Source organism: Streptomyces pseudoechinosporeus, assembly GCF_054783935.1.
The window spans coordinates 87026-112453 of the sequence record NZ_BAAGPS010000067.1 but is presented as its reverse complement, the minus strand read 5'-3'; the positions used below and the strand labels follow the sequence as shown (position 1 = coordinate 112453).

Below are 25428 nucleotides of genomic sequence, written 5' to 3'. Positions count from 1 at the left end.
GCCATGCTTCAAACACCGAGCGGCGGTGCCGGGAACGGCGCCGCCGCCAGTGGGCTGATGAGTATCGGCACGGTGCTGAACGTACTGCGCGACGAGTTCCCCGAAGTCACCATCTCCAAGATCCGCTTCCTGGAGTCGGAGGGGCTCATCGAGCCGCAGCGGACGCCGTCGGGGTACCGGAAGTTCAGCCCGGAAGATGTCGAGCGCCTGGGCCACGTACTGAGGATGCAGCGGGACCACTATCTGCCCCTGAAGGTGATCCGCGAGCATCTGGATGCCATGGAGCGTGGTGAGGCGGTGCAGTTGCCGTCGCTGGGGCGGCAGCGTGACGGCGAGGCCGTCGACGAGCCGGAGGGACCCACCGCGGCGCGGATCGGGCGGGCCGAGCTGCTGGCCGCGGCCGAGATCGGTGAGCAGGAGCTCGATGAGTGGGAGTCGTACGGGCTCATCATGCCGTTGCCGGACGGGGGTTACGATGCCGAGGCGGTGACCGTGGCCGGCCTTGTCGTGGAGCTCGGGCGCTTCGGAATCGAGCCGCGGCATCTGCGCGCCGTTAAGGCCGCCGCCGACCGTGAGGCCGGGCTCGTGGACCAGGTCGTCGCCCCGCTGCGCCTGCACCGCAATCCGCAGACCCGGGCACACGCGGAGGCGCGGACCAAGGAGCTGGCGGGGCTGGCGGTGAAGCTGCATGCCGCGCTGGTGCAGTCCGCGCTCGGAGTACGGCTGCCCTGAACCCGAGGCATGTGCCGAGGCCGGATCGGCCGCGCGTTCCGTGCTCGACTACCCAAAGATGCCGAGCACGGCCTAGGGTTGCTGTGTGAACGAGCTCGACGTCGTAGGTGTCCGGGTCGAAATGCCCTCCAACCAACCGATCGTGCTCCTGCGTGAAGTGGGAGGCGACCGTTACCTCCCCATCTGGATCGGGCCGGGGGAGGCGACGGCGATCGCCTTCGCACAGCAGGGCATGGCTCCCGCGCGACCGCTGACCCACGACCTGTTCAAGGACGTGCTGGAGGCCGTCGGCCAGGAGCTGACCGAAGTGCGCATCACAGACCTGCGGGACGGTGTGTTCTACGCGGAGCTGGTGTTCGCCAGCGGAGTCGAGGTCAGCGCCCGGCCGTCTGACGCCATAGCGCTGGCGCTGCGCACCGGGACGCCGATCTACGGCAGCGACGGGGTGCTGGACGACGCGGGGATCGCGATTCCGGACGAGCAGGAGGACGAGGTGGAGAAGTTCCGCGAGTTCCTCGACCAGATCTCGCCCGAAGACTTCGGGACCAACAGCCAGTGACCCGGCCTGATCCTCCATAACCAGGGCCCCGGCTTCGGGGCGAATATCCAGTGACCCTCCGGGACCGCCGGACGACAGGGCGTGCGGCGGTCGCGCCGAGAGTATTCGGCTAGCCTTTCCCCGCGGTGGGGCACGGGAAACCACTCCTAGGGTGATTATCACTCGGCGTGCCGAGTGCGGTGGTCGTTGACGCACCCCCGGTGACTGCCTACCGTCGAGAAGGCAGGTCAAGGACGGAGGTCGGCGTGAGAAGCAGCGGCGACGGTACGGCTGGGGGTGCCCCCGGACGCAGTCCGGTGGAGAGCGGCCCGTACCCTCCCCCCAGCTCGCGGCTCCGTTCGAGCAGGGGGTACCCCCATCAGGGCAGCGCGGCCGACCACGCTCCGCAGCAGCGGCCGGCGGCGGTGCCGGACGGTGTCGGGGTGGTGTCCGAGGAGATCGGCTATCGCGGTCCCACGGCCTGCGCGGCAGCAGGCATCACCTACCGGCAACTGGACTACTGGGCCCGCACAGGCCTCGTCGAGCCGAGTGTGCGGCCCGCTTACGGGTCGGGGACGCAGCGGCTGTACAGCTTCCGTGACGTTGTCGTCCTGAAGATCGTCAAGCGGTTTCTCGACACGGGTGTGGCGCTGCAGAACATCCGTACCGCGGTCCAGCACCTGCGGGAGCGCGGATTCCGTGACCTCGAGCGCATGACGTTGATGAGCGACGGTGCGACGGTGTACGAGTGCTCCTCGCCCGACGAGGTCCACGCGCTGCTCCAAGGTGGGCAGGGGATCTTCGGGATCGCCGTGGGTGTGGTCTGGCGGGACGTGGAGAGCGCGCTCTCGCAGTTGCACGGCGAGCGCGTCGACACGGGCGAGACGCTCGTCGGACATCATCCCGCGGACGAGCTGGCGCGGCGCCGCAACCGCGCGGTTTGAGCGAGCGGTCGGAGGGGCGAGGGCCCTACACGCCGGGGCGAGGCTCCTGTGTACGGGGGCGTTGTCAGTGGCGTAGGGCAGCATCGGATATGTGAGAACCGCGCCCACGATCCTGCATCTCGACATGGATGCCTTCTTCGCCTCGGCGGAGCAGGCAGCCAAGCCGAGCCTGCGCGGGAAAGCAGTCATCGTGGGTGGACTCGGGCCGCGGGGTGTCGTCGCGACCTGCTCGTACGAGGCCAGGGTCTTCGGGGTCCATTCCGCGATGCCCATGGCGCAGGCGCGACGGCTGGCGCCGAACGCCGCGTATCTGGTGCCCCGTTTCGGGTTCTACCGCGAGATCAGCGAGCAGGTGATGGGGCTACTGCGGGAGCTGTCGCCGCTGGTGGAGCCGCTGAGCCTGGACGAGGCGTTCGTAGATCTGGAGGCCCGGGGAGCGGCCTGGGACGAGGCTTCGGCGCGGCTGGCGGGGGCGAAGCTGCGTGCGGACATCCGGGCCGTCACCGGGCTGACCGGGTCGGTGGGGCTCGCCGCCTCCAAGATGCTCGCGAAGATCGCTTCCGAGCAGGCCAAGCCCGACGGTCTGGTAGTGATAGAGCCGGGGACGGAGCGGGAACTGCTCGCTCCCATGACGGTGCGCATCTTGCCCGGGGTGGGGCCGGCCACCGGGGACCATTTGCGGCGGGCCGGGATCACGACAGTCGGGGAGATCGCCGAGGCGGGTGAGGACGAGGTCGTGCGGCTCCTCGGGAAGGCCCACGGGATCGCGTTGTACGCCATGGCGCTGGCGCACGACGAGCGGCCCGTGGTGGCCGAGCGGGATACCAAGTCGGTGTCCGTCGAGGACACGTACGACGTGGACATCCACGACCGGGTGCGGGTGCGGATGGAGGTGCAGCGGCTCGCCGACCGGTGTGTGCGGCGGCTGCGCGGCGCGCATCTGTCGGGGCGGACCATTGTCCTCAAGGTGCGGCGGTACGACTTCTCGACGCTGACCCGTTCCGAGACGCTGCGGGGTCCCACGGACGACCCCTCGGTGGTGCGGGAGGCGGCCGCGCGGCTGCTGGAGTCCGTGGACACCACTGGCGGCGTACGGCTGCTGGGGGTCGGGGTGTCGGGGCTCGCCGACTACACGCAGGAGGATCTCTTCGCGCAAGTTCAGGCGCAGGCCGAGGCCCAGGCTCACGCGGATGAGCCGGGACATCAGACGCAGGACGAGGCGGAGGAGTCGGCCGAAGAGCAGGAGGCGCCCGCCGTGCGGCGGTGGTCCGCGGGGCATGACGTACGGCATGCCGAGTTCGGGCACGGGTGGGTGCAGGGCAGTGGCATCGGGCGGGTCACGGTGCGGTTCGAGACGCCCGACTCCGAACCCGGGCGCGTACGCACCTTCCGGATCGACGATCCGGAGCTGGAGTCGGCGGATCCGCTGCCGCTGCGCTCCGCTGGGTAACGCGGGCTGGAATCTGCGGGTCCGTTGTGGCTGGTCGCTCCCCCACTCTCGGCTTCGCCCCACTCTCGGCTTCGCTCGAGCGGGGGGACCCCCATGAGCGGGGGGACCCCCATCGCGGCGGAGCCGCATATGTCACAGCCCCGCGCCCCTAAGAGGCCTGCGGCCTCCGGGGCGCGGGTACCGCACCGGGCTTAGGCAAGCCCGCTTAGGACTCGTCCGAGCCTGCCAGGTGGCCGAAGTCGCGGTCCGGGGGCGGGGGCGGGGGTGTCACGTCGAGGCCGTAGTGGTGGTAGAGCTGGAGTTCCTGCTCCGGGGAGAGGTGGCGGCCGACGCCGAAGTCGGGGGCGTCCTTGATCAGGGCGCGGTCGAAGGGAATCCGCAAGGTTCCCTCGACCAGTTCGCTGGGCTCCAGGGGCACGAAGGCATCTCTGCCGAACAGGCCGGTGCGTATGGCCGCCCACTCCGGAGTACCGGTCGCGTCGTCGAGATAGACCTCGTCGACGGTGCCGATCTTGTGGCCGTTGCGGTCGAACGCCTTGCGGCCGATCAGGTTGCGCGGATCGATGTCGGTCTGCACGGGCCCTCCAGCTGGTCACAACTCATCCGTCAGCACTACGCATCCATAAGCACTACGAAAGAGCACTTTGCGGTGGGCGGCCACTCGGAGGGTGCCCGCTGGTACGCTGTCAACGGCCGCTGACCCCGTGCGGGAGAGTCCTCCAAGGCTTCATTGGAGGCGCCGAAGGAGCAAATCCTCCCCGGAATCTCTCAGGCCCACGTACCGCGCGGACGAGGCCACTCTGGAAAGCAGAGCGGGTGTCGACGGCTTCCGCTCTCACCGACGGTGAAAGCCGGAACGCCGTACAACCGGCGGGCCGGTGAAGCTCTCAGGTTGAGATGACAGAGGGGGAGGCCGTCCGGGCACCGCTCCGTGGTGCCCTCGAAGGTCGTGGCAGACCAGGAGGCCTCCGTAAATGACCGCCCATCGCATTCCGCTTTCCGAGCTCGAACGGGGAATCCCCTTCGAGCAGCGCCACATCGGGCCCGACACCGAGGCCCGGGCCAAGATGCTCGCGCAGGTGGGGTACGGCTCGCTCGAGGAGCTGACGGCCGCCGCGGTGCCGGAGGTGATCAAGGACGCCGAGGCGCTCGCGCTGCCGGCCGCGCGCTCCGAGGCCGAGGTCCTCACCGAGCTGCGCTCCCTCGCGGACCGTAACGAGGTCCTCGACTCGATGATCGGGCTCGGTTACTACGGCACGTTCACGCCGCCGGTGATCCTGCGCAACGTCATGGAGAACCCGGCCTGGTACACCGCGTACACCCCGTACCAGCCGGAGATCTCGCAGGGCCGCCTGGAGGCGCTGCTGAACTTCCAGACCATGGTCGCCGACCTCACGGGTCTGCCGACGTCGGGTGCCTCGCTGCTCGACGAGGGCACCGCCGCCGCCGAGGCCATGGCGCTGTCGCGGCGCGTGGGCAAGGTCAAGAACGGCGTCTTCCTCATCGACGCCGACGCGCTGCCGCAGACCATCGCCGTCATCGAGACGCGCGCCGAGCCGATCGGCGTCGAGGTCGTCGTCGCGGATCTCGGCGAGGGCATTCCGGCCGAGGTCGCCGAGCGCGGCGTGACCGGCGTGCTCCTCCAGTACCCGGGCGCCTCCGGTGCCGTACGGGACATCAAGCCTGTGATCGAGCAGGCGCATGAACTGGGCGCGATCGTCAGTGTCGCCGCCGATCTGCTGGCATTGACGCTGCTCACCTCGCCGGGGGAGCTCGGCGCCGACATCGCGGTCGGCACGACGCAGCGTTTCGGCGTACCGATGGGCTTCGGCGGGCCGCACGCCGGATACATGGCGGTGCGCGAGAAGTTCGCCCGCAACCTGCCGGGCCGTCTCGTCGGTGTCTCGCTGGACGCGGACGGCGACCAGGCATACCGGCTCGCCCTGCAGACGCGGGAGCAGCACATCCGTCGGCAGAAGGCGACCAGCAACATCTGTACGGCTCAGGTGCTGCTCGCCGTGATGGCCGGGATGTACGCGGTCTACCACGGTCCGCAGGGCCTCAGGTCGATCGCGCAGCGCACCCACCGGTACGCCACGATCCTCGCCGCGGGTCTGAAGGCGGGCGGGGTCGAGGTCGTCCACGAGGCGTACTTCGACACGGTCACCGTCCGGGTGCCGGGAAGGGCTGCCGAGATCGTCGCAGCGGCGCGTGAGGGCGGGGTCAACCTGCGTCTCGTCGACGCCGACCAGCTGTCCATCGCCTGCGACGAGACCACCACGCGGACCCAACTGGGCGCCGTCTGGACCGCGTTCGGCGTCGAGGGTGACATCGAGGCGCTGGACGCCTCCGCCGCGGACACGCTGCCCGCCGCGCTGCTGCGCACCGACGAGTACCTCACGCACCCGCTGTTTCACCAGCACCGCTCCGAGACCGCGATGCTGCGCTATCTGCGCCGCCTCGCCGACCGTGACTACGCGCTCGACCGCGGCATGATCCCGCTTGGCTCCTGCACCATGAAGCTCAACGGGACCACCGAGATGGAGCCGGTCACCTGGCCGGAGTTCGGGCAGCTGCACCCCTTCGCGCCCGCCGAACAGGTGCAGGGCTACCTCACGCTCATCCGTGAGCTGGAGGAGCAGCTCGCCGAGGTCACCGGTTACGACAAGGTGTCGCTCCAGCCCAACGCCGGTTCGCAGGGCGAGCTGGCCGGCCTGCTCGCCGTACGCGGATACCACCGCGCGAACGGCGACGAGCAGCGCACGGTCTGCCTCATCCCGTCTTCCGCGCACGGCACGAACGCGGCGAGCGCCGTCATGGCCGGCATGAAGGTCGTCGTCGTGGGCACCGCCGAGGACGGCGAGATCGACGTCGAGGACCTGCGCGCCAAGATCGAGCAGCACCGTGACGAGCTGGCGGTGCTGATGATCACGTACCCCTCGACGCACGGCGTCTTCGAGGAGCACGTCGCCGACATCTGCGCGCAGGTGCATGACGTGGGCGGTCAGGTGTACGTGGACGGAGCCAACCTGAACGCGCTGGTGGGCCTCGCCAAGCCGGGCCGCTTCGGCGGTGATGTCTCGCACCTCAACCTGCACAAGACGTTCTGCATCCCGCACGGCGGCGGCGGTCCGGGCGTCGGCCCGGTCGGTGTACGCGCGCATCTGGCGCCGTATCTGCCGAACCACCCCCTGCAGCCCGCCGCGGGCCCCGAGACGGGCGTCGGCCCGATCTCGGCCGCTCCCTGGGGCTCGGCCGGGATCCTGCCGATCTCCTGGGCGTACGTACGCCTCATGGGCGGCGAGGGGCTCAAGCGGGCCACGCAGGTCGCCGTGCTGAGCGCGAACTACGTGGCCAAGCGGCTGGAGCCGCACTATCCCGTGCTCTACACCGGTCCCGGCGGGCTGGTGGCGCACGAGTGCATCATCGATCTGCGACCGCTGACCAAGACGACCGGCGTGAGCGTCGACGACATCGCCAAGCGACTGATCGACTACGGGTTCCATGCGCCGACGATGTCCTTCCCGGTGGCCGGGACGCTGATGATCGAGCCGACCGAAAGCGAGGATCTGGCCGAACTCGACCGGTTCTGCGAGGCGATGATCGCCATTCGTGCGGAGATCGAGAAGGTCGGCTCGGGGGAGTGGCCGGCGGACGACAACCCGCTGCGGAACGCTCCGCACACGGCGGCCGTGCTCGGCGGCGCGTGGGAGCACGCGTACAGCCGTGAGGAGGCCGTCTTCCCGGCAGGGGTGTCGGCCGCGGACAAGTACTGGCCGCCGGTGCGGCGGATCGACCAGGCGTACGGCGACCGGAACCTGGTCTGCTCCTGCCCTCCGATGGACGTTTACGACGAGTAGCCGGCGTAATCGCTCCCGGGCATACGTCGGGGCCGGTTCCGGGATCTCCCGGGGCCGGCCCCTCATATGTCCGAGCAGCGTGCCTGGCGTCGCCGGTGGTGCGCCGCGCGGCTCAGGCGGCGGTCATCACCTGCGCGCTGATCATCGGTCGGTGCGGGTCGATGATCCGGCCGTCCGGCAGGAGCTCACCGGTGTCCTCGAAGAGCAGGACGCCGTTGCACAGCAGGCTCCATCCCTGCTCCGGGTGGTGCGCCACGAGGAGCGCTGCTTCCCGGTCGGCGGAGTCGGCTGTCGGACACGGTGGCTGGTGCTGGCACATTGATGGGATCTTTCGCTGGGTAGTGAGATCGGTGATCGTCGTGGTGTCTGTCCTGCGGCTCGATGTGGTGTTCATGGCCGCCCCCCGTTTGTCAGTCGGTACGGAACCCAGTGTTGCCCTATAAACGTCCATCCGCAGGGATTTCGCGGTGACGCTTCTCACAGGTTGATGACGCACCACCCGTGCGGATGGTTCATTCCAACTGGGCTGCCCGTTTGGGTGGTTCCAGGGGGTCGGATAGGTCTAGTTCGAACGGGCCGGGCGTGCGCTGTGTCCCCACCGCGTCACTGCGTGCAGCAGTGTGCCCCGTGGCCGGAGTGGGACCACGGGGCACGGAAGCCGAGGTGTGTTCAGGCGGGTGAGCCGAGCAGCGGGGGAGCGGCGGCGGGGGTGAGCCGGTTGGTCAGGACGGGTAGCAGTTCGGCCACGCGGTGCGGGCGGTGCGAAGCGATGCCGGGCGGCGCGGGCGCCAGGGGCACCAGCAGATCGGTGGCGGCGGGATGGCCTTCGGCGCCGTCGGCCGTGCAGTCGCCGTGCAGCCAGAGCGTGAGCATGTAGAGCTCGGGTACGGAGAGCAGGCGGGCCTGGTACGACTGCGTCATGGCCTCCGCCTGGCGCAGCGCGCGCTCGGTGGCGGAGACGTACGGACCCTCGAAGAAGTGGGAGAAGGCCCAGCCGTCGGGGGTCAGCCTGGTCTCGGCAGCCGCTACGGCAGACCCACCGCAGCGGATGAGGAAGCGCCACCCCGCGAGACGGGTGGCCGAGGCGCCCGCCGGCGTGATCCGGTCGAGCACGTGGACGGGCAGCGGGAGGTCGGGTGTGGCGGGCCCCTGGGCGTTGCGCAGGGATGGGGTGGGTGCCTCGCGGACGGCGGTGGGAGAACCGAGGGCCGTGAGGACGGTACGTACAGCGGGCGCGGGAGCCGGAGGGACATGCAGCGGCATGGTGGGTCGCCTCTCATTCGACAGGCACAGGTGGCGCGAGGACGGGGGCGGACGACGCTGTCAGCACTCGGGGGCAGAGGGGCGGGGGTCCCCGGCCTGTGGGTCACCGTGCTGCCTGTCGCGCGGCGTCTGGCGCGTACGCTCGCATCGAGGATCTGCTGTCGCTTTGCGATCGCACGCATCAGACGCTGCGCGGCTCACCTTTCGGTGGATGACGTCACTGTGACGACAGGGCCAACGACCGCGAGCGCCGACTCTCTGCCTCGTTCGCGAAGTTTATACGACCCGTGTTCGGACAGTGTTTCGTCTAGCCGTTGCGTGGATTAAGGGCAAGGCACCATTCGGCCGTCGATAAGTGCCTTTGATCCCGATTCTTCGGAGGTATCAGGCGACGACCTCGGCATTCGTCACCGAAACGGTCGGCTGGATGTCGTCGGCGTTTTTCACGAGACCGCAACTCGTCGGAGGCGAGGTCACTGCTCGGCGAAAAACCGTGCATTGCCTCATGCCGCGTGAATGTGCCTGGATGGCCTGCGTTCAGAGTAGCGCGCAACAGGCTTGTCCAGGACGTTATCGATCGCATTGCCTGGGCATCATCCCCCGTGACCCGGGACGTCAGCGGCCGGTTCGTCGGGCTGCCCAGTCGAGGAGGGACGCTTCGATGGGGGAGAAGGTCGAGGCAGCGTCGTTCGGCCTGTCCGATCGCCAGCGCTACCGAGGCAAGCTCCGGCAGTGCCTGGCGGGGCTTGAGCGGCTGTTGGCGGAGGAGCGGTTCGACCGCCCGAAGAATCTCATGGGTCTGGAGATCGAACTCAATCTCGCGGGCCCGGACGGCATGCCGCGCATGATGAACGCTCAAGTACTTGAACGTATCGCCAGCCGTGATTTCCAAACAGAACTCGCCATGTTCAATCTGGAAGTCAACATTGCCCCACATCGATTGGGAGGCCGGGTATTCGACCGCCTCGCCGAGGAGCTGCGGACCTCACTCGCATATGCCCATCGCAAAGCGAACGAGGTCGACGCGGGCATCGTGATGATCGGCATTCTGCCCACGCTCGCACGCGACGACCTGGTCTCCGCGAACCTCTCCGACGTGGACCGCTACACCCTGCTCAACGACCAGATCGTGGCGGCCCGCGGCGAGGACTTCACACTCGACATCGACGGCGTCGAGCGGCTCAGCTGCACTTCCGCGTCCATCGCGCCCGAAGCCGCCTGCACCTCCGTGCAGCTGCACCTGCAAGTCACGCCCGGCCGTTTCGCCGACGTGTGGAACGCCGCGCAAGCGATCGCCGCCGTACAGGTCGCGGTCGGCGCCAACTCCCCGTTCCTGTTCGGCCGTGAGCTGTGGCGCGAGTCCCGGCCGCCGCTGTTCCTGCAGTCCACCGACACCCGTCCGCCCGAGTTGCAGGCCCAGGGCGTCCGTCCGCGCACCTGGTTCGGAGAGCGGTGGATCTCGTCGGCGTACGACCTCTTCGAGGAGAATCTGCGCTACTTCCCGGCGCTGCTGCCGATCTGCGACGAGGAGGATCCGCAGCGCGTCCTGGACGACGGCGGCATACCCCGGCTCGGCGAACTCGTACTGCACAACGGCACCATCTACCGCTGGAATCGCCCGGTGTACGGCATTGACGACGGCGTCCCGCATCTGCGTGTCGAGAACCGCGTACTGCCCGCCGGTCCCACCGTCACCGACGTCATCGCCAACACGGCCTTCTACTACGGGCTCATACGAGCCCTCGCCGAGGACACCCGGCCCGTGTGGACGCGGCTGCCCTTCGAGGCTGCCGCCGCCAACTTCGACCACGCGTGCCGGTACGGCATCGACGCACACCTTCAGTGGCCGCGGCGTGGCCGGTACGGCGGGACGACGCGGGTGCCGGCGGTGCAGCTGGTGCGGGACGAACTGCTGCCGCTCGCGGAGGCGGGCCTGGACGCGTGGGGCGTCGAGCCGGCCGACCGGGACCTCTACCTCGGTGTGATCGAGGAGAGATGCAGACGGCGGGTGAACGGGGCGGCCTGGCAGTCCAGTACGTTCCACCGGGCGCTGGAGACCGGCATGGACCGGGAGGCGGCGCTGGCCGCCACGACGAAACGTTATTGCGAGCTGATGCACCTCGGTGAGCCGGTGCACACCTGGCCGGTGGGGCTGCCGGAGCCGGCGATTCCGCTGGTGTGAGCTCGCGCCCCCGCTGCCTTCGCGATTTGGTCGACCTCGTCCTCGATCGCCGCCACGGTGCCCCCGACGACGGCGAGAACAAGCGCCGCCGTGCGCGCGGAAGGGGGTCGGCTGTCCTGCCCCCGTGCCGGTCGGGCAAGCTGTGACGTCCCATGCGGTGGTGCCCTCCCCCCTGCTTGATCCGTGAGCCGTACGGCGCGGGGCCAGGATGGGGACGAGACGGGATGACACAACTGGAGGCACATGTGCAGTCGGAGGCGGGGGCGGTGGCCGATTCTTATCCGGCGGAGCGGCCGGCGCGGCGAGTTTTTCGCGATGAGATGCTGCTTGTGCTGGGGGTGTCGCTCGGTGCGAGCGGGGTTTCCGCGCTGATCAGCTTTGTCGGATCGGTGACGAAACCCGGGGGACTGAAGGATCAGGCGGCCAATCTGAACGCCTCGGCAGCGCCCGGGCGGCCATGGCTTGATCTGGCCTGGCAATTGTTCGGGATCACCTCGGCTTTGGTGCCGGTCCTGCTCGTCGCGCACCTTCTGCTCCGCGAGGGGGCAGGGATGCGCACCATCGGCTTCGACCGGAGCCGTCCGTGGCCGGATCTGGGCCGTGGTGCGGCGATCGCGGCGGTGATCGGCAGTACCGGGATCGCCTTCTACTTGGCGACCCGCAGCCTCGGCTTCAACCTCACCGTCGTCCCGGAATCGCTGCCCGATGTGTGGTGGAAGTATCCGGTGCTGGTCCTCTCCGCGGTGCAGAACTCCGTCCTGGAGGAGGTGATCGTCGTCGGGTATCTGCTGCGCCGCCTCGGCCAGTTGGGCTGGACGCCGGGCACCGCGCTGATGGCCAGCTCCGTGCTGCGCGGCTCGTATCACCTCTACCAGGGCATCGGCGGGTTCATCGGGAACATGGTCATGGGCGTTGTCTTCGTGTACCTCTACCGCCGCTGGGGTCGCGTCGGACCGTTGGTGGTCGCCCACTCACTGCTCGACATCGGGGCGTTCGTGGGGTACGCGCTGCTGGCGGGCAAGGTGGGGTGGCTGCCCACTGCATGAGCGCTACGGAGCACAGAAGGGGCGTACGGGGATGTCGTACGCCCCTTCTGTGCTGTTCACGCGTGGAGTTCGCCCTCGATGACGGTGACCGCGCGGCCTGTGAGCAGGGTGCGGTCGCCGTGGAGGTGGGTGTGGACCAGGCCTGAGCGGGCGGAGGCCTGCAGGCCGGTGAGGTTGGGGCGGCCCAGGCGGTCGGACCAGTAGGGGGCCAGGGCCGTGTGGGCGCTGCCGGTGACCGGGTCCTCGTCGATGCCCATGTTCGGGAAGAAGCAGCGCGAGACGAAGTCATAGCCCTGCGAGGGGTCTTCGGCGCGGGCCGTGGCGATGATGCCGCGCTCGGAGTACCGGGAGAGGGCCTTGTGGTCGGGGGCGAGGCCCCGGACGGTCTTCTCGTCGGTGAGTTCGATGAGCAGGTCGCCGACGCTCGGGCCGGTGTCGTGGATGGTCAACGGCTCGGCGCCCAGAGCCTCGGCCACGCCTGACGGGACCTCGACCTGGGTGAGCTGGGCGGTCGGGAAGTCCAGGGTGATGGAGCCGTCGTTGGTGGTGGCGGTGAGTACGCCGCTCCTGGTCGCGAACCGTACGGGCCCCTGGACGGCGTCCGTGGTGGCCAGCACGTGCGCGGTGGCCAGCGTCGCGTGGCCGCACATGGCGACCTCGGTGACCGGCGTGAACCAGCGCAGCGCCCAGTCGGCCTCGCCGTCCTCCGGGAGGGGGTGGGCGAACGCCGTCTCCGCGTGGTTGACCTCCAGGGCCACGTTCTGGAGCCAGGCGTCGTCGGGGAAGGCGTCGAGGAGGAGGACCCCGGCCGGGTTGCCGGCGAAGGGGCGGTCGGTGAAGGCGTCGACGATTCGAATCCGCATGGAGCTGACGCTAGGGCTGGACCGAAGTCGCAGGCCAAGGCCAATTCGGGGTGGGTGGACCGGGAGTGGGCTGGTTCGGGGCGGGGTGCGGGCGTGATCGGTGGCAGGCAGGGGCTTGCCAGGCGAGCTGTTCCGATATATCGTTGACGCATCGCGACCGATCAACGATGGAATGGAGTGATTGCGATGCGTTCCCACGGAGAGGAATTCGGACCGGGCTTTGGACCTGGTCCTGGACGTGGACACGGTGGACCCGGCCCGCATGGCCGGGGAGGCTTCGAAGGGCGCCGCGCCGCCTTCGGGCCCTTCGGGCCGGGCTTCGGTCCGGGGCCCTGGGGTGGCCGCGGAGGTCGGGGCGGTCCGCGGGGCAGGGCGCGGCGCGGCGACGTACGCGCGTCGATCCTGGCTCTGCTGAAGGACCGGCCCATGCACGGCTACGAGATGATCCAAGAGATCGCCGAGCGCAGTGGCGGGGCATGGAAGCCCAGCCCCGGCTCGGTGTACCCCACCCTCCAACTGCTGGAGGACGAAGGCCTGATCACCAGCGCGACCGAGGGCGGCAAGAAGCTGTTTTCGCTCACCGAGTCGGGCCGTACCGCGGCCGACGAGGGTCCCGAAGCGCCCTGGGAAGAGGCCGGGCGCGGGGTCGACTGGGAGGCGCTGAGCGATATCCGGCAGGCCGGTTTCGGTCTGATGGAGGCGTTCGGCCAGGTCTGGAAGACCGGCAGCAAGGAGCAGCGCGAGAAGGCGCTGTCCGTCATCAACGAAGCCCGGAAGAAGCTGTATCTGATTCTCGCCGACGAGGACTGACGGGATGAGGGCTGATGGCCCGACTGCCCGGTGGCTCGCACCAGGGGGTACTTCGGCAGCGAAGTACCCCCTTCGGCATGGAGTGATCAGGTCTGGGGCGACGCGCTCTAGGTCACCAGCCCGCCCAGTTTGCGCAGCGATTCGTTGAGGGCCGCCGTTGCCGAGTCCTTGAGCTTGCCCGCCATCAGTGAGACGGCGGCGCCCGTGAACTCCCCGTCGATACGGACCTTGGTGGCGGCCTCACCCTCAGGCGTGAGTGTGTAGCGCGTGGCGACGGTCACGGACATCGGTCCCTTGCCGCGGATCGCCAGCGTACGGGCGGGCTCCAACTGCTCGATGGTCCAGTCGACTTCAGCGGGGAAACCCATCAGCTTCATGTGTTCCTCGAAGGTGCCGCCGACTTCGAGGGTCTCGGGGCCGCCCTTGGGGAAGCTGGTGTGCGTGGAGTTCCACTCCCCGTAGGAGGAGAAGTCCGTGAGCTGCGCCCAGACCTTCTCGGCCGGCGCCTCGATCCGTGCTTCCGCGCTGACTTCGGCCATGTGACCACCCCTTCGTGTCAGGCGCTGCGCCGGGCGCAGCTACGGTGTCGCGGAACGTAGCCGCCGGGCCCGCAACATTCAATACTGATGAACCGTCAGAAAGTTGGGGCCCCGTGGACGTGCGCCGGAGCAGGGTGGTCGCGCGTGGGGCGTGAGGCAAGGCGGCGCGCGCTCCGTCAGGGGCAAGGGAGTGATGTCATCCGTAAGGAGGAGAATCCGCCTACGCCCACCCAACCTGTGTCGGACGCGAAAATGCTTCCCGCCGAGGATGACTCGGCTCGAAGGGACTGATGGGGTAAGGGGTGTGCAACCCCGTATTCCCCGGCAGCAGGCCGCCGATCGTGGCTTGAAGCGTATGGACATCGAGGCCGGGCTCAGTGAGGAGCTGGCGGCGGTGGTCGCCGGTGCGCGCAGAAGGGCGCTGCGGGACGGGGACCGGCAGATCGACACGGCTCATCTGCTGCATACGCTCCTGGAGTCCGACCCCGAGGTGTATGCGGTCTTCGACGGCGGGCCTCGGATCGCGCGGCTGCTCGGCTATCTCGTACAGCGCAGCATCGGCTACGGCCTGCGCTGGCAGAGCGGCGTGGAGGACTCCGGTGCCGTGCCGACCGTACGGGAGGATGGCTGGTCCCCGGTGGCGGCCGGCGCCATGGAGTACGCGTGCGCGCTCGCCGCACGGCGAGGCGGCGAACTGGCGGACGGCATCGATCTGCTCGCGGCCATCGTCGCCGATCCCGAGTCCCGGGCCGTGGAGGTGCTGGAGCGGGCGGGAGTCGACGTGGCGACGCTACGGGCCCGTCTCGACGCCGCGGTGGAGCCCGGCGTCGAAGCCTGAGGGGCGGCGAACGCTCCAGGGTTGGGCCGCGGGCGGTTTCCGGGGGTACGTCCTAGTCGTGCGCGTCCAGCCGTCGAGACAGGTGTCATTGAGGGTGACGCTCCTGTCGTCGCCTGTCATCATGTGCCGGTGCGTACGTCTGAGAGCAGTCACGGCAACCAGGGAAGAGGCGTTGGGCTGGGCCTTGCGCTCGTGTCGGCGGTCGCCTTCGGGGGATCCGGTGTCGCGGCCAAGCCCTTGATCGACGCGGGCCTCGACCCGCTCCATGTGGTGTGGCTGCGCGTCGCGGGCGCCGCCGTGGTGATGCTGCCGCTCGCCGTCCGCCACCGGGGGCTGCTGCGCACGCGCCCCGCGCTGCTCGCCGGGTTCGGGCTGCTCGCCGTGGCCGGCGTCCAGGCCTGCTACTTCGCAGCGATCTCCCGGATCCCCGTCGGGGTCGCGCTGCTCGTCGAGTACCTCGCACCGGCGCTGGTCCTCGGCTGGGTGCGGTTCGTGCAGCGCCGGCCGGTGACCCGTGCCGCCGCCCTCGGAGTCGTACTCGCCGTCGGCGGGCTCGCCTGCGTCGTCGAGGTGTGGTCGGGGCTGAGCTTCGACCTCCTCGGACTGCTGCTCGCGCTCGGCGCGGCCTGCTGCCAGGTCGGCTACTTCGTCCTGTCCGACCAGGGCGGCGACGCGGGCGACCAGGCCCCGGACCCGCTCGGCGTCATCGCGTACGGCCTGCTCGTCGGAGCGATCGTGCTGACGCTCGTCGCGCGCCCCTGGGGCATGGACTGGTCGGTCCTCGGCGGCGGCGCGGACCTGAACGGCACGACGGTCGCCGCCGGATACCTGCTGGTCTGGATCGTGCTCGTCGCCACCGTCCTCGCGTACGTCACCGGCGTGCTGGCCGTGCGCCGGCTCTCCCCGCAGGTCGCCGGCGTCGTGGCCTGCCTCGAAGCGGTCATCGCGACTGTCCTCGCCTGGATCCTGCTCGGGGAGCACCTGTCGGCGCCGCAGCTCGTGGGCGGCGCGCTGGTGCTGCTCGGCGCGTTCATCGCTCAGTCGTCGACGCCCGCCAAAGGCTCGGACGGGCCGGTGACCAGTGGCGGAGGCGACGCCGAAAAGGAGTTGTCGGCGCGGAGGGGCGCCGCCTAGGCTGCCGATCATGCATTCGGACGCACTCGTTCTTCCTCCCCCCGCCGCCTGAGGCGGGCCCTCCGGAATCCACGTCCGACCGCCGGTCGGGCGGAACGGTGCTGCCCGCAGACGAGTCCGAGGACCTTCCACGCGCCGCTGATCTCTGCGCGTGACGTGGTCCTTTCCGAACTGCGTATCTGCGGAGAGAACACGTGTCGAATGCTGCTTCCGGCCTGCCCATCGGGCGAGGCCTCCTCTATCTGACTGTCGCCGGCGCCGCCTGGGGCACCGCCGGCGCGGCCGCCTCGCTCGTCTACCGGGCGAGCGACATGGGCCCCATCGCCCTCTCGTTCTGGCGCTGTGCGGGCGGACTCCTCCTGCTCCTTGCCGCCCGGCTGCTGCGGTCCCGGCCGCGTCGTACCGAACGGCCGCGCCTTCGTCCTCGTACGACCCTGCTGCGGATTGGGATCACCGGTCTCGGTCTCGCCGTCTTCCAGACCGCGTACTTCGCCGCCGTCGAGGCGACCGGGCTCGCCGTGGCCACCGTCGTCACCCTCGGCGCCGGTCCCGTGCTCATCGCGCTCGGGGCACGGCTGACCATGGGGGAGCGGCTCGGGCGGGGCGGGAGCGCCGCCGTCGTCGGGGCGCTCGCCGGACTCGCGGTGCTGGTGCTGGGCGGCGAGGGTGCGACGGTGCGGCCCTGGGGTGTGGCGCTCGCGCTCGTGTCCGCCGCCGGGTACTCCGTGATGACGCTGCTGACCCGGTGGTGGGGCCGTGACGGCGGGGCCGACGCGTCCTCCACCACCGTGGGCGCGTTCGCCGTCACGACGCTGTGCCTGCTGCCCTTCGGCCTGACCGAGGGCCTGCTGCCGCAGACCGACGAACTCGCCCAAGTCGTGGCCTTGTTGACGTACATCGCCGCCATTCCGACCGCCCTCGCATACGCCCTGTACTTCGCGGGAGCCGCCGTCGTCCGCTCGGCCACCGTCTCCGTGATCATGCTTCTGGAGCCGGTGAGCGCGGCGGTACTGGCCGTGGGGCTGCTCGGCGAGCGGCTCACCGCGGCGACGCTCGTGGGTACGTTGCTGATGCTCGGCTCGGTCGCGGGACTCGCGGTCGCGGAGGCGCGAGACGGCGCGGAGCGTATGCGGGAGGCGCCCGAGGAGGAGCCTCAGAGCGTCGTCAGGTAGTCGGGCAGTTCGACGCCAGGGGCCAGGTCGTCGGCCGGGACGGGGGTGCCGTATCCCTTGTGGAGCGGCACCACTCCGGTCCAGTGCGGGAGGGCCAGGTCCTCGGGTTCGTCATTGGGACCGCCCGTTCGGAGCTTGGCGGAGACCTCGCCGAGGTCGAGCCGGAGTACGGCGGTGGCGGCCAGCTCCTTGCTGTTGGCGGCCCGGGAGTCCTGCGAGCGGCCCGGGACCACCTGGTCCACGAGGGCGTCGAGGGCTGCGCGCTTCTCGTCGGGGTCCGTCACCTGGTGGGCGATGCCGTGCACCACCACGGAGCGGTAGTTGAGCGAGTGATGGAAGGCCGAACGGGCCAGCACCAGACCGTCGACGTGCGTGACGGTGAGGCAGACCGGGAGCCCCGGCTCGGCCTGGCCCGCCATCCGCAGCGGACGCGAACCTGTCGAGCCGTGCACATAGAGCCGCTCACCGATCCGGCCGTACAGCGTGGGCAGCACGACCGGTGCTCCCTCGCGGACGAAGCCCAGATGGCAGACGTACCCCTCGTCGAGTATCGAGTGCACCGTCTCGTGGTCGTACGCGGCACGCTTGCGGGAGCGGGTGGGGACGGTGCGGTCGGTCGGGGTGTAGGCGGCGGGCCGCGGGGCCGTCTGCGTCATGGTGCTCTCCAGCTTTCCGTGTCGTTCGCGTGCTCGCCGTGCACGCTTGCCTGAATATATTGCACTAGTGCATAATCTTCTTTGTGCTAGGAGAGTATCGGATCGAGGGAAGGCGCGCAGCCGAGATTGCGGCCAGCGTGGAGCGCGCGGTGGGCTCCGGAGGCCTGGAGCCTGGTCAACTGCTGCCGGCCATGCGGGAGTTGGCGGCCGATCTTGGCGTGAATCCCAATACCGTCGCGGCCGCGTATCGCACGCTGCGGGAGCGTGGGGTCATCGAGACCGCGGGCCGCCGCGGCAGCCGCGTACGACCCAAGCCGGTCACGACGGCGCGAGAGCTCTCGCGCCTGGATGTGCCGCCAGGGGTCCGGAACCTGTCCGACGGAAACCCGGATCCGGCCCTGCTGCCCGCCCTCACCGAGGCGTTCGCGGCGGCAGCAGCCCACTCGGACCGCGAGCCGGTGCTCTACGGAGAGGCCGCCGTGGAACCGGGGTTGGCGCGACTCGCGCGCGCGGACCTGGACGCGGACGGCGTACCGGACGGGCCCGTCACCGTCACCTCCGGAGCGCTCGACGCCATCGAGCGCGTGCTGGCCGCTCACCTCAGGCCCGGGGACGCGGTCGCCGTCGAGGATCCCGGCTGGCGCAGCGTCCTCGATCTGGCCCCGGCGCTCGGGCTGCGTACGCTCCCGGTCGGCGTCGACGACGAAGGGCCGCTGCCCGACGACGTACGGGGCGCGCTGCGCTCGGGTGCCCGAGCGCTGATCGTCACCGACCGCGCGCAGAACCCGACCGGCGCCGCCGTGAGCGCCACGCGCGCGCGTGCCCTGCGTTCCGTGATCGAGGAGCACCCTCAGGCCCTGCTCATCGAGGACGACCACGGCCATCGCATCGTCGACCTGCCGCTGCACCCGCTGGCCGGCGTCACCCAGCACTGGGCCTTCGTGCGCTCGGTCGCCAAGGCATATGGCCCCGACCTGCGGCTCGCCGTGTTCACCGGCGATCCCGTCACTGCCGACCGCGTCCAGGGGCGGCAGCGGCTGGGTCCGGGCTGGGTGAGCCATCTGCTGCAACGGGCCGTGGTGCGACTGTGGGCGAGCGGTGCGGTGGATGTACGGGCGGTCGCGGCGGCGTACGGGCGGCGGCGTGACGGGCTGATCGGCGCGCTCGGGGAGCGCGGCATTGAAGCGTACGGACGCAGCGGGATGAACGTATGGGTGCCCGTGCCGGACGAGACCGGGGCCGTCGCACGGCTGCTGCATTCCGGTTGGGCCGTCGCTCCGGGCGCCGGCTTCCGGGTGAACTCGCCGCCCGGCCTGCGGATCACCGTCTCGACGCTCGCCCCGCACGACATCGGGCCGCTGGCGGACGCGGTCGCCTCCGCCATCGGCCCGGCGCCCGCGCGTCGTTACGTCTGAACTCGCCCCCTAGGCCCCCGACTTGGGCCTGGACTGGGTGAGTGCCGCGCCCGCCAGCACGATGGCCGCGCCCACCGGTGTCGACCAGGTCAGCGACTCGCCGAGGATCGCGACGCCTGCGGTCGTGGCGATGACCGGGATGAAGTACGTGACCATCTGGGCCGTCGTCGGGCCGACCTCGGCGACCAGGCCGTACTGGACCAGCATGGCGACGCCCGTGCCCAGCGCGCCGAGCGCGACGATCGCGAACAGCGGCAGGACCGCGAACCGGTTCGGCAAGGTGGTGAACAGCGGCGTGACCACGGCCAACTGGACGGTCGCCAGCAGTAGTTGGGCGCCGGTCAGCGAGAGGTTGGAGTGGCTGGAGCCGGCCAGGGTGCGCCGGAGGTAGATCCAGCCGATCGGGTAGCTGAGCGAGGCCAGCAGGGCCATCGCCGTGCCCGTGGCGTCCAGGCCCTGGAAGCCCTGCCAGGCGCCGAGCACAGTGAGCACACCGAGGAAGCCGATGCCGAGACCGGCGACCCGGCGGCGGGTGGGCCGGTCCTCGGAGAGGGCGACCAGCGACAGGGCCATGCCCCACAGCGGCGAGGTCGCGTTGCATATCCCCGCGAGCGTGGACGGGATCGTCAGCTCGGCGTACGCGAACAGGGAGAACGGCAGGGCGTTGAGAAGGAACGCCGCGACCGTCAGATGCCCCCAGGTCCGCGTCCCGCGCGGCAGCCGCTCCCGCTTCCAGGCCATCGCGGTCGCGAGCACCAGGGTGCCGAACACCAGCCGTCCCAGCGTCACTTGGAAAGGTGCGTACCCTTCCGTACCGACCTTGATCAGCAGGAAGCTGAAGCCCCAGATGAGGGAGAGGACGCCGAAGCGGATGCGCCAGTCGAGGGTTCGGCGCTTCGATGCGGCGACGACGGGTTGGGCCGTACGGGCGCGGGGTGGGGTGACGCTGCTCATGTCGGCCACGATGGCGGAGATGATCTCGTAGCACAAGCGAGATTTTTCTCCCTGTATCTCGTAGAATTGCTTACATGTTGAACCTGGAGCGCCTACGTACCCTCGACGCCCTCGCCCGGCACGGCTCGGTCAGTCGTGCGGCCGAGGGGCTGCATGTCACTACCTCGGCCGTGTCCCAGCAGATGTCCAAGCTGGAGCGGGAGGTGGGGCAGCGGCTCGTCGCCAAGAACGGGCGGGGGGTGCGGCTCACCGATGCCGGGCGGTTGCTCGCCGAGCATGCCGCGCGGATTCTGTCCCAGGTCGAGCTTGCGCAGTCCGATCTGGAGGCGCAGCGGGGGCAGGTGGTGGGGGAGTTGCGGCTTTCCGCGTTCCCGACGGCCGCGCGTGGGCTGTTCCCCGCGGCGCTTGCCGCGCTGCGGGCCGAACATCCTGGACTACGGGTTCGCTCGCAGGAGCTGGAGCCCCAAGAAGGCGTTTTCGCGGTGGTTCGGGGCGATGTCGACATGGCGGTCGTGCTCGACTGGTACAACAAACCGTTGCCTGTGCCGGAGGGGCTGGTCAAGGCTTCGCTTCTTGACGATGCCGCCGATGTGGCGATGCCCGCCGGGCATCCGCTTGCCGAGCGGGACGAAGTGGATCTCGAGGAGTTCGCCGACGACGAGTGGATTGCCTGGCCCGAGGGGGAGTTCTGCCACGAGTGGCTGTTCTTCACGCTCCGTGCCAAGGGGATTGAGCCGGTTGTCGCGCACCGGGCGGAGGAGCACCACACGCAGCTTGCGCTGGTTGCTGCGGGGCTCGGCGTGTGCGTCGCGCCTCGCCTCGGGCGCGGGGCGGTGCCGGCCGGGGTGCGTACGGTGCCGGTTCGCCAGCGCGTCACCCGGCATGTGTACGCGGTGTGGCGTGCCGATGGGGATCGGCGGCCGTCTGTTCGGGCGGCTGTGGAGGCGTTGCGGGTGGCGGGGGGTTCGTAGGGGGTTCTTTCCCCAAGCCCGCCCCTTCCCGAAACGGGGGGCTGCGCCCCCAGACCCCCCACAAGAGGGGCATGTTGCGTCTCGGCTGCGGGTTCGTTGTGGCTGGTCGCGCAGTTCCCCGCGCCCCTGAAGGGGCGCTCCCGGAGCCGCCAGCTCCCATCGGAGCCGTTGAACCTACGTCACAGCGAGGCGAGTTTGCGGAAGTCCCAGGACTTCACCGCCTCCGGCGTCAGCCGTATCCATGCGTGCCTGCCGTCGTGCGGCATCTCGTCCAGGCCGAAGTTCTTGCGCGCGAACAAGGGCTCCACGGCGTCGAGTTCGGGACACGGCTCGCCCGTGCGCGGGGCCTCGCCGATGAACTCGACGGTGCCTGACAGCTCCACGCCTCGCAGCTCCCCGTACTCCTCACCCGTGTCGACCACCACGGCCACACGGGGGTCGCGTCGTAGGTCGGACCAGCGTTTGCTGCGGGTGATCGAGTACAGCCAGAGGGAGGTGTCGTCCCAGGCGTACCAGAGGGCGCTGAGATGGGGGGCGCCGTCCGCTGAGACGGTTGCGACTCGGCAGGTGCGTTGGGTTCTCAGGAACTCGTCCAGCTCGTCGGGGGTCATCATGATCTTTCGGCCCCGGCGCTGAGTGGCGGTCATACGGTTCCCTCTCCTCCGGCTCGGCGTCAGGAAAGCATGAGCCGTCTTCCGTCCGCATGCAATGGCCGTTACGCTCGCCCGCCATGCCGTCGTACGAAGAGCTCAGTGAACTCCTCGACCCCGCGACCACGGTCCTGCTGACCGTCGAGTGCCAGCAGGGTGTCGTCGGCCAGGACAGCGCGCTGCCCGAACTCGCCAAGGAGGCACGTGCGTCGGGTGTCCTGACCCGCATCGCCCAGCTGGTCGCCGGGGCGCACGAGAGCGGAGTACAGGTGATCCACGCGATCGCCGAGCGTCGCCCCGACGGGCGCGGCGCCAATCACAACGCCCGGCTGTTCCGGGCCGCCGAGCGGCTGCCGGTGCAGCAGCTGTCGGGGACGATGGCGGTACGCGTCGCACCGCCCATCGAGGTCGCCGACGAGGATCTCGTCGTACGCCGACTGCATGGACTGTCACCGATCGCGGGCACCGACGTCGACCCGCTGCTGCGCAACCTGGGCTGCCGCACGCTGATCGTGACCGGCGTCTCGGCCAACGTGGCCATACCCAACGCAGTGTTCGACGCCGTCAACCGCGGCTACACCGCCGTCGTGCCCAGGGACGCCATCGCGGGGGTGCCTTCCGACTACACCCCCGCGATGGTCCGCAACACGCTCGCCCTGGTGGCCACCATCACCACCACGGACGAGGTGCTGGCCTGCTTCAGGCGTCCGCGCAGGATCACGCGAGCATGATCGAGTCTCCCTCGACGGTGATGTTCGCGGTGGCCAGCGCACTGGTCGCGGGCCCCTTCTCGACACTGCCGTCCGTGACGCTGAACTGGCTGCCGTGAGCGGGGCAGGTGATCAGGCCGTTGTCAACGGCGTTGACTTGCTGCTGCTGGTGCGGGCATGTCGTCGAGAAAGCCTTGAACTCGCCGGCCGTCGGCTGGGTGACGACCACCTTCTGGTCGGCGAAAACCTTGCCGCCGCCCTCCGGGATCTCGCTGGTCTTGGCCAGCGCATCACCGCCGCCGCCCGAGCCGGAGCCGGCGGAACTGGATGATTCGGATGCGCCCGATGAGCCGGACGAACTGTCGTCGGAGCCTCCGCACGCGGTCAACGCGGCGGCGGCACCGGCCGCGCCGAGTGCCGCAAGGATCGTGCGACGGCAGATTGCAGGGGCAGGTTGGGCAGACTGAAGCGATTCGCTGGACATGTGGCGGTCCCTTCCACAGATGTACAGATGTGCTTTGGATCAACGCGGAATGCGCTGATCCACACCAAGGTGTACGCGGACGTCACCAAGGTCGTTCACAAAGTACTTGAGTTCTTGATGAAATCGAGATCAAGCCGGAGCAGGGTGTCTACCACGCCCTCCTGTGTGACCAAGTGGGTCGAACCGGGCAGCGGCAGCACGCTGTGCGGACGGCCCGCCGCAAGCAGCGCCGCCGAGAAGCGCAGCATGTGCGCGGGCGCCACGTTGTCGTCGGCCATTCCGTGGACGAGCATCAGGGGACGCATGAGCTTGTGCGCGTGCGCCACCAGGGAGCAGCGCTCGTAATTCTCCGGCTGGACGTCCGGATGTCCAAGGAAGCGCTCCTTCCAGTGCGTGTCGTACAGGCGCAGATCGGTCGGTGCCGCGCCCGCGACGGCCGCGTGGAAGACATCGGGCCGGTGCAGCACGGCGCCCGCCGCGAGATAGCCGCCGAAGGACCAGCCGCGGATCGCCACCCGGCTCGTGTCCAGCTCCGGGAAGAGCTCCGCCGCCGCGCCCACGGCGTCCGCCTGGTCCTCCACCACGGGCGTCAACTGGTCGCCGTGGATGGCCGTTTCCCACGCCCGGTCACGCCCCGGCGTGCCCCGCCCGTCGACGGTCAGCACGGCGAAGCCCTGCTCGGCGAACCACTGGTTCACCGCGTGCCACCAGGCCGCCGCCTTCACGACGGTCTGCATGCCGGGCCCCGAGTACGAGTGCACGATCACGGGCAGCCGACGTGTCCCCGGCTCGTACGACTCCGGCAAATAGAGCGCCGCTCGCAGCTCCCGCTCGCCGAGCGTCAGGAAGCGGGGCCGCGGCTCGATCATGGGCCGCTCGGCCAGCACCCGGATCCTCCCGGCCGGCCTGCCGTCCCGCAGCACCGTCACGGTCTGCCCGTCGAGCGTCCTGCTGTCGAGGACGACCGTCCCGCCTCCGACGGCGGCACTGTGCACGCCCGGCTCGTCGGTCAGCCGCACAAGGCCGCCGACCGGGTCGTACGACCAGACGTGGAACTCGGTCGGCTCCTCACTGGCGACGAAGAAGATCCGCTCACCGACCACGCCGACCAGATCATGGACGTACATGTCCTCGGGCGTACACATTCCGGTCGCAGGCATCCACAGTCCGCGGATCACGTCCTGCGTGGTGAGGACAGGACCGGCGGCGGTATGGACCGGCGTTCCGGGCACGAACTCCAGCCAGGCGGCGTCGCGTTGGTAGTGCAGCGTCTCGGTCGCACCCGACCACGGATCGATCCGGAGCAGATACGCCGAGCGCTGGTCCCTGGTCTGTACGACGGCGAAGGGGCCCGCATCGCCCCAGCCCGCCTCCACGACGTACTCGAAGGCCGCGTCGGTCCACTCGCCCGCCGGATGCGCCTCGGCGGCCTCCTTGGGGAGCCGTACCTCGACACGGTCGCCGTCGAGTCCCACCACGTGCAGCGACAGGTCCGCGTTGGCGGTGCCCGCCGCCGGGTACCGGACCGCGCGCGGCGGGCGCGTGGGATCCGACGGATCGCTGATGTACCACCGCTGGACGGGCGAGTTGTCGGCCCGCACCACCAGTAGCTCCTCCCCGTCCGGCGACCACCAGAAGGACCGCGTACGGTGCAGCGACTCGGCAGAGACGTGGTCGGCGAGTCCGTACGTCACCTGCGGGTTCTCCGGCCTGGCCAGCGCGCGGTCGGCCGTGCCGTCGATGCGTATGACGCGGAGGGCGCCGTCACTCACGTACGCGATGCGGGAGCCGTCAGGGCTGGGGCGCGGGGCGACGACCGGGCCCGCCGTGGGGATCCGGCGCGGTACGCCCTCGTCGGTGCGCACGGTCCAGAGGGCGCCCGAGAGGGCGAACACGACCAGGCGGACGGCCTCGTCGGTGGTGTACGAGACGATTCCGCCGGTCGTCTCGCGTGCCCGCTCCCGGCGGATCCGCTCGGCCTCCGGTACCTCGCCGCCGTCGCCGAGCGCGAGCGGGTCCGCGAGCAGGCGCTCCTCGCCGTCCTCGTACAGCCACAGGCAGCCGGCCGTGGAGCGGCCGCTCGTGGTGCGCAGGAAGAGCACACGGTCGCCGTCGGGGGAGACGATGAAGGCGCGGGGCACGCCGAGTGAGAAGCGTTTCGTGCGGGCGAGTTGAAGGGGGAGGTCTTCGGCGGTCACAGTGATCCTTTCGTGCGGG

General features: G+C 69.9%; 24 protein-coding genes and 1 riboswitch. Of the genes, 14 read left to right on the top strand and 10 right to left on the bottom strand.

What is annotated here, in order from left to right; all coding sequences use genetic code 11:
- The first annotated feature begins 3 nt into the window (after positions 1–3).
- From ftsR to ACYVO6_RS40765, 4 genes are all read left to right on the top strand, one after another.
- Complete coding sequence (gene ftsR / locus ACYVO6_RS40780; protein WP_461070487.1) at positions 4–732, top strand: transcriptional regulator FtsR; 729 nt, start codon at positions 4–6, stop codon at positions 730–732.
- An 85-nt stretch (positions 733–817) separates the two neighbouring features.
- Positions 818–1291 (top strand): bifunctional nuclease family protein, encoded by a 474-nt coding sequence (locus ACYVO6_RS40775; RefSeq protein ID WP_033327106.1) that lies wholly within the window; start codon positions 818–820, stop codon positions 1289–1291.
- Positions 1292–1536: 245 nt separating this feature from the next.
- Positions 1537–2214, top strand: a complete 678-nt coding sequence (locus ACYVO6_RS40770; RefSeq protein WP_461070485.1) for a MerR family transcriptional regulator — start codon at positions 1537–1539, stop codon at positions 2212–2214.
- A 91-nt stretch (positions 2215–2305) separates the two neighbouring features.
- Positions 2306–3664 carry a DNA polymerase IV gene (locus ACYVO6_RS40765; protein WP_461070483.1) on the top strand — a complete coding sequence of 453 codons (1359 nt, stop codon included), beginning with the start codon at positions 2306–2308 and terminating at the stop codon, positions 3662–3664.
- 205 nt (positions 3665–3869) lie between these two features.
- Here the strand turns inward: ACYVO6_RS40765 and ACYVO6_RS40760 are convergent, their stop codons facing one another.
- Positions 3870–4241, bottom strand: coding sequence for a PRC-barrel domain-containing protein (locus tag ACYVO6_RS40760; protein WP_461070481.1), 372 nt, complete (start codon positions 4239–4241; stop codon positions 3870–3872).
- Positions 4242–4361: 120 nt separating this feature from the next.
- Positions 4362–4458, top strand: a riboswitch (glycine riboswitch).
- Positions 4459–4638: 180 nt separating this feature from the next.
- On the opposite strand from ACYVO6_RS40760, the gene gcvP reads away from it, so the two are divergent.
- Positions 4639–7524: an aminomethyl-transferring glycine dehydrogenase gene (gene gcvP / locus ACYVO6_RS40755; protein WP_461070479.1), complete on the top strand. Its 2886-nt coding sequence runs from the start codon at positions 4639–4641 to the stop codon at positions 7522–7524.
- Positions 7525–7636: 112 nt separating this feature from the next.
- Here gcvP and ACYVO6_RS40750 read toward each other — a convergent pair whose 3' ends face one another.
- Both ACYVO6_RS40750 and ACYVO6_RS40745 read right to left on the bottom strand, forming a co-directional pair.
- Entirely contained in the window at positions 7637–7843 is a 207-nt protein-coding gene (locus ACYVO6_RS40750; RefSeq protein WP_461070502.1) for a DUF5999 family protein, read from the bottom strand.
- A gap of 350 nt (positions 7844–8193) precedes the next feature.
- On the bottom strand, positions 8194–8787 hold the full coding sequence (locus ACYVO6_RS40745) for a hypothetical protein (protein WP_461070477.1): 594 nt from the start codon (positions 8785–8787) through the stop codon (positions 8194–8196).
- 661 nt (positions 8788–9448) lie between these two features.
- Between ACYVO6_RS40745 and ACYVO6_RS40740 the strand changes: the two genes are divergently transcribed.
- A complete protein-coding gene (locus ACYVO6_RS40740) occupies positions 9449–10969 on the top strand; it encodes a glutamate--cysteine ligase (protein WP_461070475.1) in 1521 nt (506 codons plus the stop codon).
- A 245-nt stretch (positions 10970–11214) separates the two neighbouring features.
- The gene (locus ACYVO6_RS40735) at positions 11215–12015 is read left to right on the top strand and encodes a CPBP family intramembrane glutamic endopeptidase (protein ID WP_461070500.1); all 801 of its coding nucleotides are present in this window, start codon (positions 11215–11217) and stop codon (positions 12013–12015) included.
- A gap of 56 nt (positions 12016–12071) precedes the next feature.
- On the opposite strand, the gene ACYVO6_RS40730 is transcribed toward ACYVO6_RS40735, so the two are convergent.
- A complete protein-coding gene (locus ACYVO6_RS40730) occupies positions 12072–12878 on the bottom strand; it encodes a PhzF family phenazine biosynthesis protein (RefSeq protein WP_461070473.1) in 807 nt (268 codons plus the stop codon).
- Positions 12879–13064: 186 nt separating this feature from the next.
- Here ACYVO6_RS40730 and ACYVO6_RS40725 point away from each other — a divergent pair, with 186 nt between their 5' ends.
- Positions 13065–13688 (top strand): PadR family transcriptional regulator, encoded by a 624-nt coding sequence (locus ACYVO6_RS40725; RefSeq protein ID WP_461070471.1) that lies wholly within the window; start codon positions 13065–13067, stop codon positions 13686–13688.
- Between the two features lie 107 nt (positions 13689–13795).
- On the opposite strand, the gene ACYVO6_RS40720 is transcribed toward ACYVO6_RS40725, so the two are convergent.
- On the bottom strand, positions 13796–14227 hold the full coding sequence (locus ACYVO6_RS40720) for a type II toxin-antitoxin system Rv0910 family toxin (RefSeq protein ID WP_352370741.1): 432 nt from the start codon (positions 14225–14227) through the stop codon (positions 13796–13798).
- Between the two features lie 304 nt (positions 14228–14531).
- Here ACYVO6_RS40720 and ACYVO6_RS40715 point away from each other — a divergent pair, with 304 nt between their 5' ends.
- The 3 genes from ACYVO6_RS40715 to ACYVO6_RS40705 all read left to right on the top strand — a co-directional run bounded on the left by ACYVO6_RS40715 (position 14532) and on the right by ACYVO6_RS40705 (position 17371).
- Positions 14532–15065 (top strand): Clp protease N-terminal domain-containing protein, encoded by a 534-nt coding sequence (locus tag ACYVO6_RS40715; RefSeq protein ID WP_461070469.1) that lies wholly within the window; start codon positions 14532–14534, stop codon positions 15063–15065.
- Positions 15066–15188: 123 nt separating this feature from the next.
- On the top strand, positions 15189–16199 hold the full coding sequence (locus ACYVO6_RS40710; RefSeq protein WP_461070467.1) for an EamA family transporter: 1011 nt from the start codon (positions 15189–15191) through the stop codon (positions 16197–16199).
- A 194-nt stretch (positions 16200–16393) separates the two neighbouring features.
- On the top strand, positions 16394–17371 hold the full coding sequence (locus ACYVO6_RS40705) for a DMT family transporter (RefSeq protein WP_461070465.1): 978 nt from the start codon (positions 16394–16396) through the stop codon (positions 17369–17371).
- Here the strand turns inward: ACYVO6_RS40705 and ACYVO6_RS40700 are convergent.
- Positions 17353–18027 carry a pyridoxamine 5'-phosphate oxidase family protein gene (locus ACYVO6_RS40700; RefSeq protein ID WP_461070463.1) on the bottom strand — a complete coding sequence of 225 codons (675 nt, stop codon included), beginning with the start codon at positions 18025–18027 and terminating at the stop codon, positions 17353–17355. The two genes, ACYVO6_RS40705 and ACYVO6_RS40700, sit on opposite strands and share 19 nt — an antisense overlap.
- 83 nt (positions 18028–18110) lie before the next feature.
- Between ACYVO6_RS40700 and ACYVO6_RS40695 the strand changes: the two genes are divergently transcribed.
- Positions 18111–19442, top strand: coding sequence for an aminotransferase class I/II-fold pyridoxal phosphate-dependent enzyme (locus ACYVO6_RS40695; protein ID WP_461070461.1), 1332 nt, complete (start codon positions 18111–18113; stop codon positions 19440–19442).
- A gap of 9 nt (positions 19443–19451) precedes the next feature.
- On the opposite strand, the gene ACYVO6_RS40690 is transcribed toward ACYVO6_RS40695, so the two are convergent.
- Entirely contained in the window at positions 19452–20396 is a 945-nt protein-coding gene (locus tag ACYVO6_RS40690; protein WP_461070459.1) for a DMT family transporter, read from the bottom strand.
- A gap of 74 nt (positions 20397–20470) precedes the next feature.
- On the opposite strand from ACYVO6_RS40690, the gene ACYVO6_RS40685 reads away from it, so the two are divergent.
- Positions 20471–21367, top strand: coding sequence for a LysR family transcriptional regulator (locus ACYVO6_RS40685; RefSeq protein WP_461070457.1), 897 nt, complete (start codon positions 20471–20473; stop codon positions 21365–21367).
- Between the two features lie 179 nt (positions 21368–21546).
- On the opposite strand, the gene ACYVO6_RS40680 is transcribed toward ACYVO6_RS40685, so the two are convergent.
- On the bottom strand, positions 21547–22014 hold the full coding sequence (locus ACYVO6_RS40680; protein WP_461070455.1) for a pyridoxamine 5'-phosphate oxidase family protein: 468 nt from the start codon (positions 22012–22014) through the stop codon (positions 21547–21549).
- Positions 22015–22097: 83 nt separating this feature from the next.
- Between ACYVO6_RS40680 and ACYVO6_RS40675 the strand changes: the two genes are divergently transcribed.
- Positions 22098–22748 (top strand): cysteine hydrolase family protein, encoded by a 651-nt coding sequence (locus ACYVO6_RS40675; protein WP_461070453.1) that lies wholly within the window; start codon positions 22098–22100, stop codon positions 22746–22748.
- On the opposite strand, the gene ACYVO6_RS40670 is transcribed toward ACYVO6_RS40675, so the two are convergent.
- On the bottom strand, positions 22735–23211 hold the full coding sequence (locus tag ACYVO6_RS40670) for a Rieske (2Fe-2S) protein (RefSeq protein ID WP_461070451.1): 477 nt from the start codon (positions 23209–23211) through the stop codon (positions 22735–22737). The genes ACYVO6_RS40675 and ACYVO6_RS40670 overlap by 14 nt on opposite strands.
- Positions 23212–23306: 95 nt before the next feature.
- Positions 23307–25409 carry a S9 family peptidase gene (locus tag ACYVO6_RS40665; protein ID WP_461070449.1) on the bottom strand — a complete coding sequence of 701 codons (2103 nt, stop codon included), beginning with the start codon at positions 25407–25409 and terminating at the stop codon, positions 23307–23309.
- Between the last annotated feature and the right edge of the window lie 19 nt (positions 25410–25428).

Excerpts from the sequence above, each read along its gene's own strand:
- ftsR (WP_461070487.1), top strand. The coding sequence starts at position 4 with ATGCTTCAAACACCGAGCGGCGGTGCCGGGAACGGCGCCGCCGCCAGT.
- gcvP (WP_461070479.1), top strand. The coding sequence starts at position 4,639 with ATGACCGCCCATCGCATTCCGCTTTCCGAGCTCGAACGGGGAATCCCC.
- ACYVO6_RS40750 (WP_461070502.1), bottom strand. The coding sequence starts at position 7,843 with ATGTGCCAGCACCAGCCACCGTGTCCGACAGCCGACTCCGCCGACCGG.
- ACYVO6_RS40745 (WP_461070477.1), bottom strand. The coding sequence starts at position 8,787 with ATGCCGCTGCATGTCCCTCCGGCTCCCGCGCCCGCTGTACGTACCGTC.
- ACYVO6_RS40740 (WP_461070475.1), top strand. The coding sequence starts at position 9,449 with ATGGGGGAGAAGGTCGAGGCAGCGTCGTTCGGCCTGTCCGATCGCCAG.
- ACYVO6_RS40730 (WP_461070473.1), bottom strand. The coding sequence starts at position 12,878 with ATGCGGATTCGAATCGTCGACGCCTTCACCGACCGCCCCTTCGCCGGC.
- ACYVO6_RS40725 (WP_461070471.1), top strand. The coding sequence starts at position 13,065 with ATGCGTTCCCACGGAGAGGAATTCGGACCGGGCTTTGGACCTGGTCCT.
- ACYVO6_RS40720 (WP_352370741.1), bottom strand. The coding sequence starts at position 14,227 with ATGGCCGAAGTCAGCGCGGAAGCACGGATCGAGGCGCCGGCCGAGAAG.
- ACYVO6_RS40700 (WP_461070463.1), bottom strand. The coding sequence starts at position 18,027 with ATGACGCAGACGGCCCCGCGGCCCGCCGCCTACACCCCGACCGACCGC.
- ACYVO6_RS40690 (WP_461070459.1), bottom strand. The coding sequence starts at position 20,396 with ATGAGCAGCGTCACCCCACCCCGCGCCCGTACGGCCCAACCCGTCGTC.
- ACYVO6_RS40685 (WP_461070457.1), top strand. The coding sequence starts at position 20,471 with ATGTTGAACCTGGAGCGCCTACGTACCCTCGACGCCCTCGCCCGGCAC.
- ACYVO6_RS40680 (WP_461070455.1), bottom strand. The coding sequence starts at position 22,014 with ATGACCGCCACTCAGCGCCGGGGCCGAAAGATCATGATGACCCCCGAC.
- ACYVO6_RS40675 (WP_461070453.1), top strand. The coding sequence starts at position 22,098 with ATGCCGTCGTACGAAGAGCTCAGTGAACTCCTCGACCCCGCGACCACG.
- ACYVO6_RS40670 (WP_461070451.1), bottom strand. The coding sequence starts at position 23,211 with ATGTCCAGCGAATCGCTTCAGTCTGCCCAACCTGCCCCTGCAATCTGC.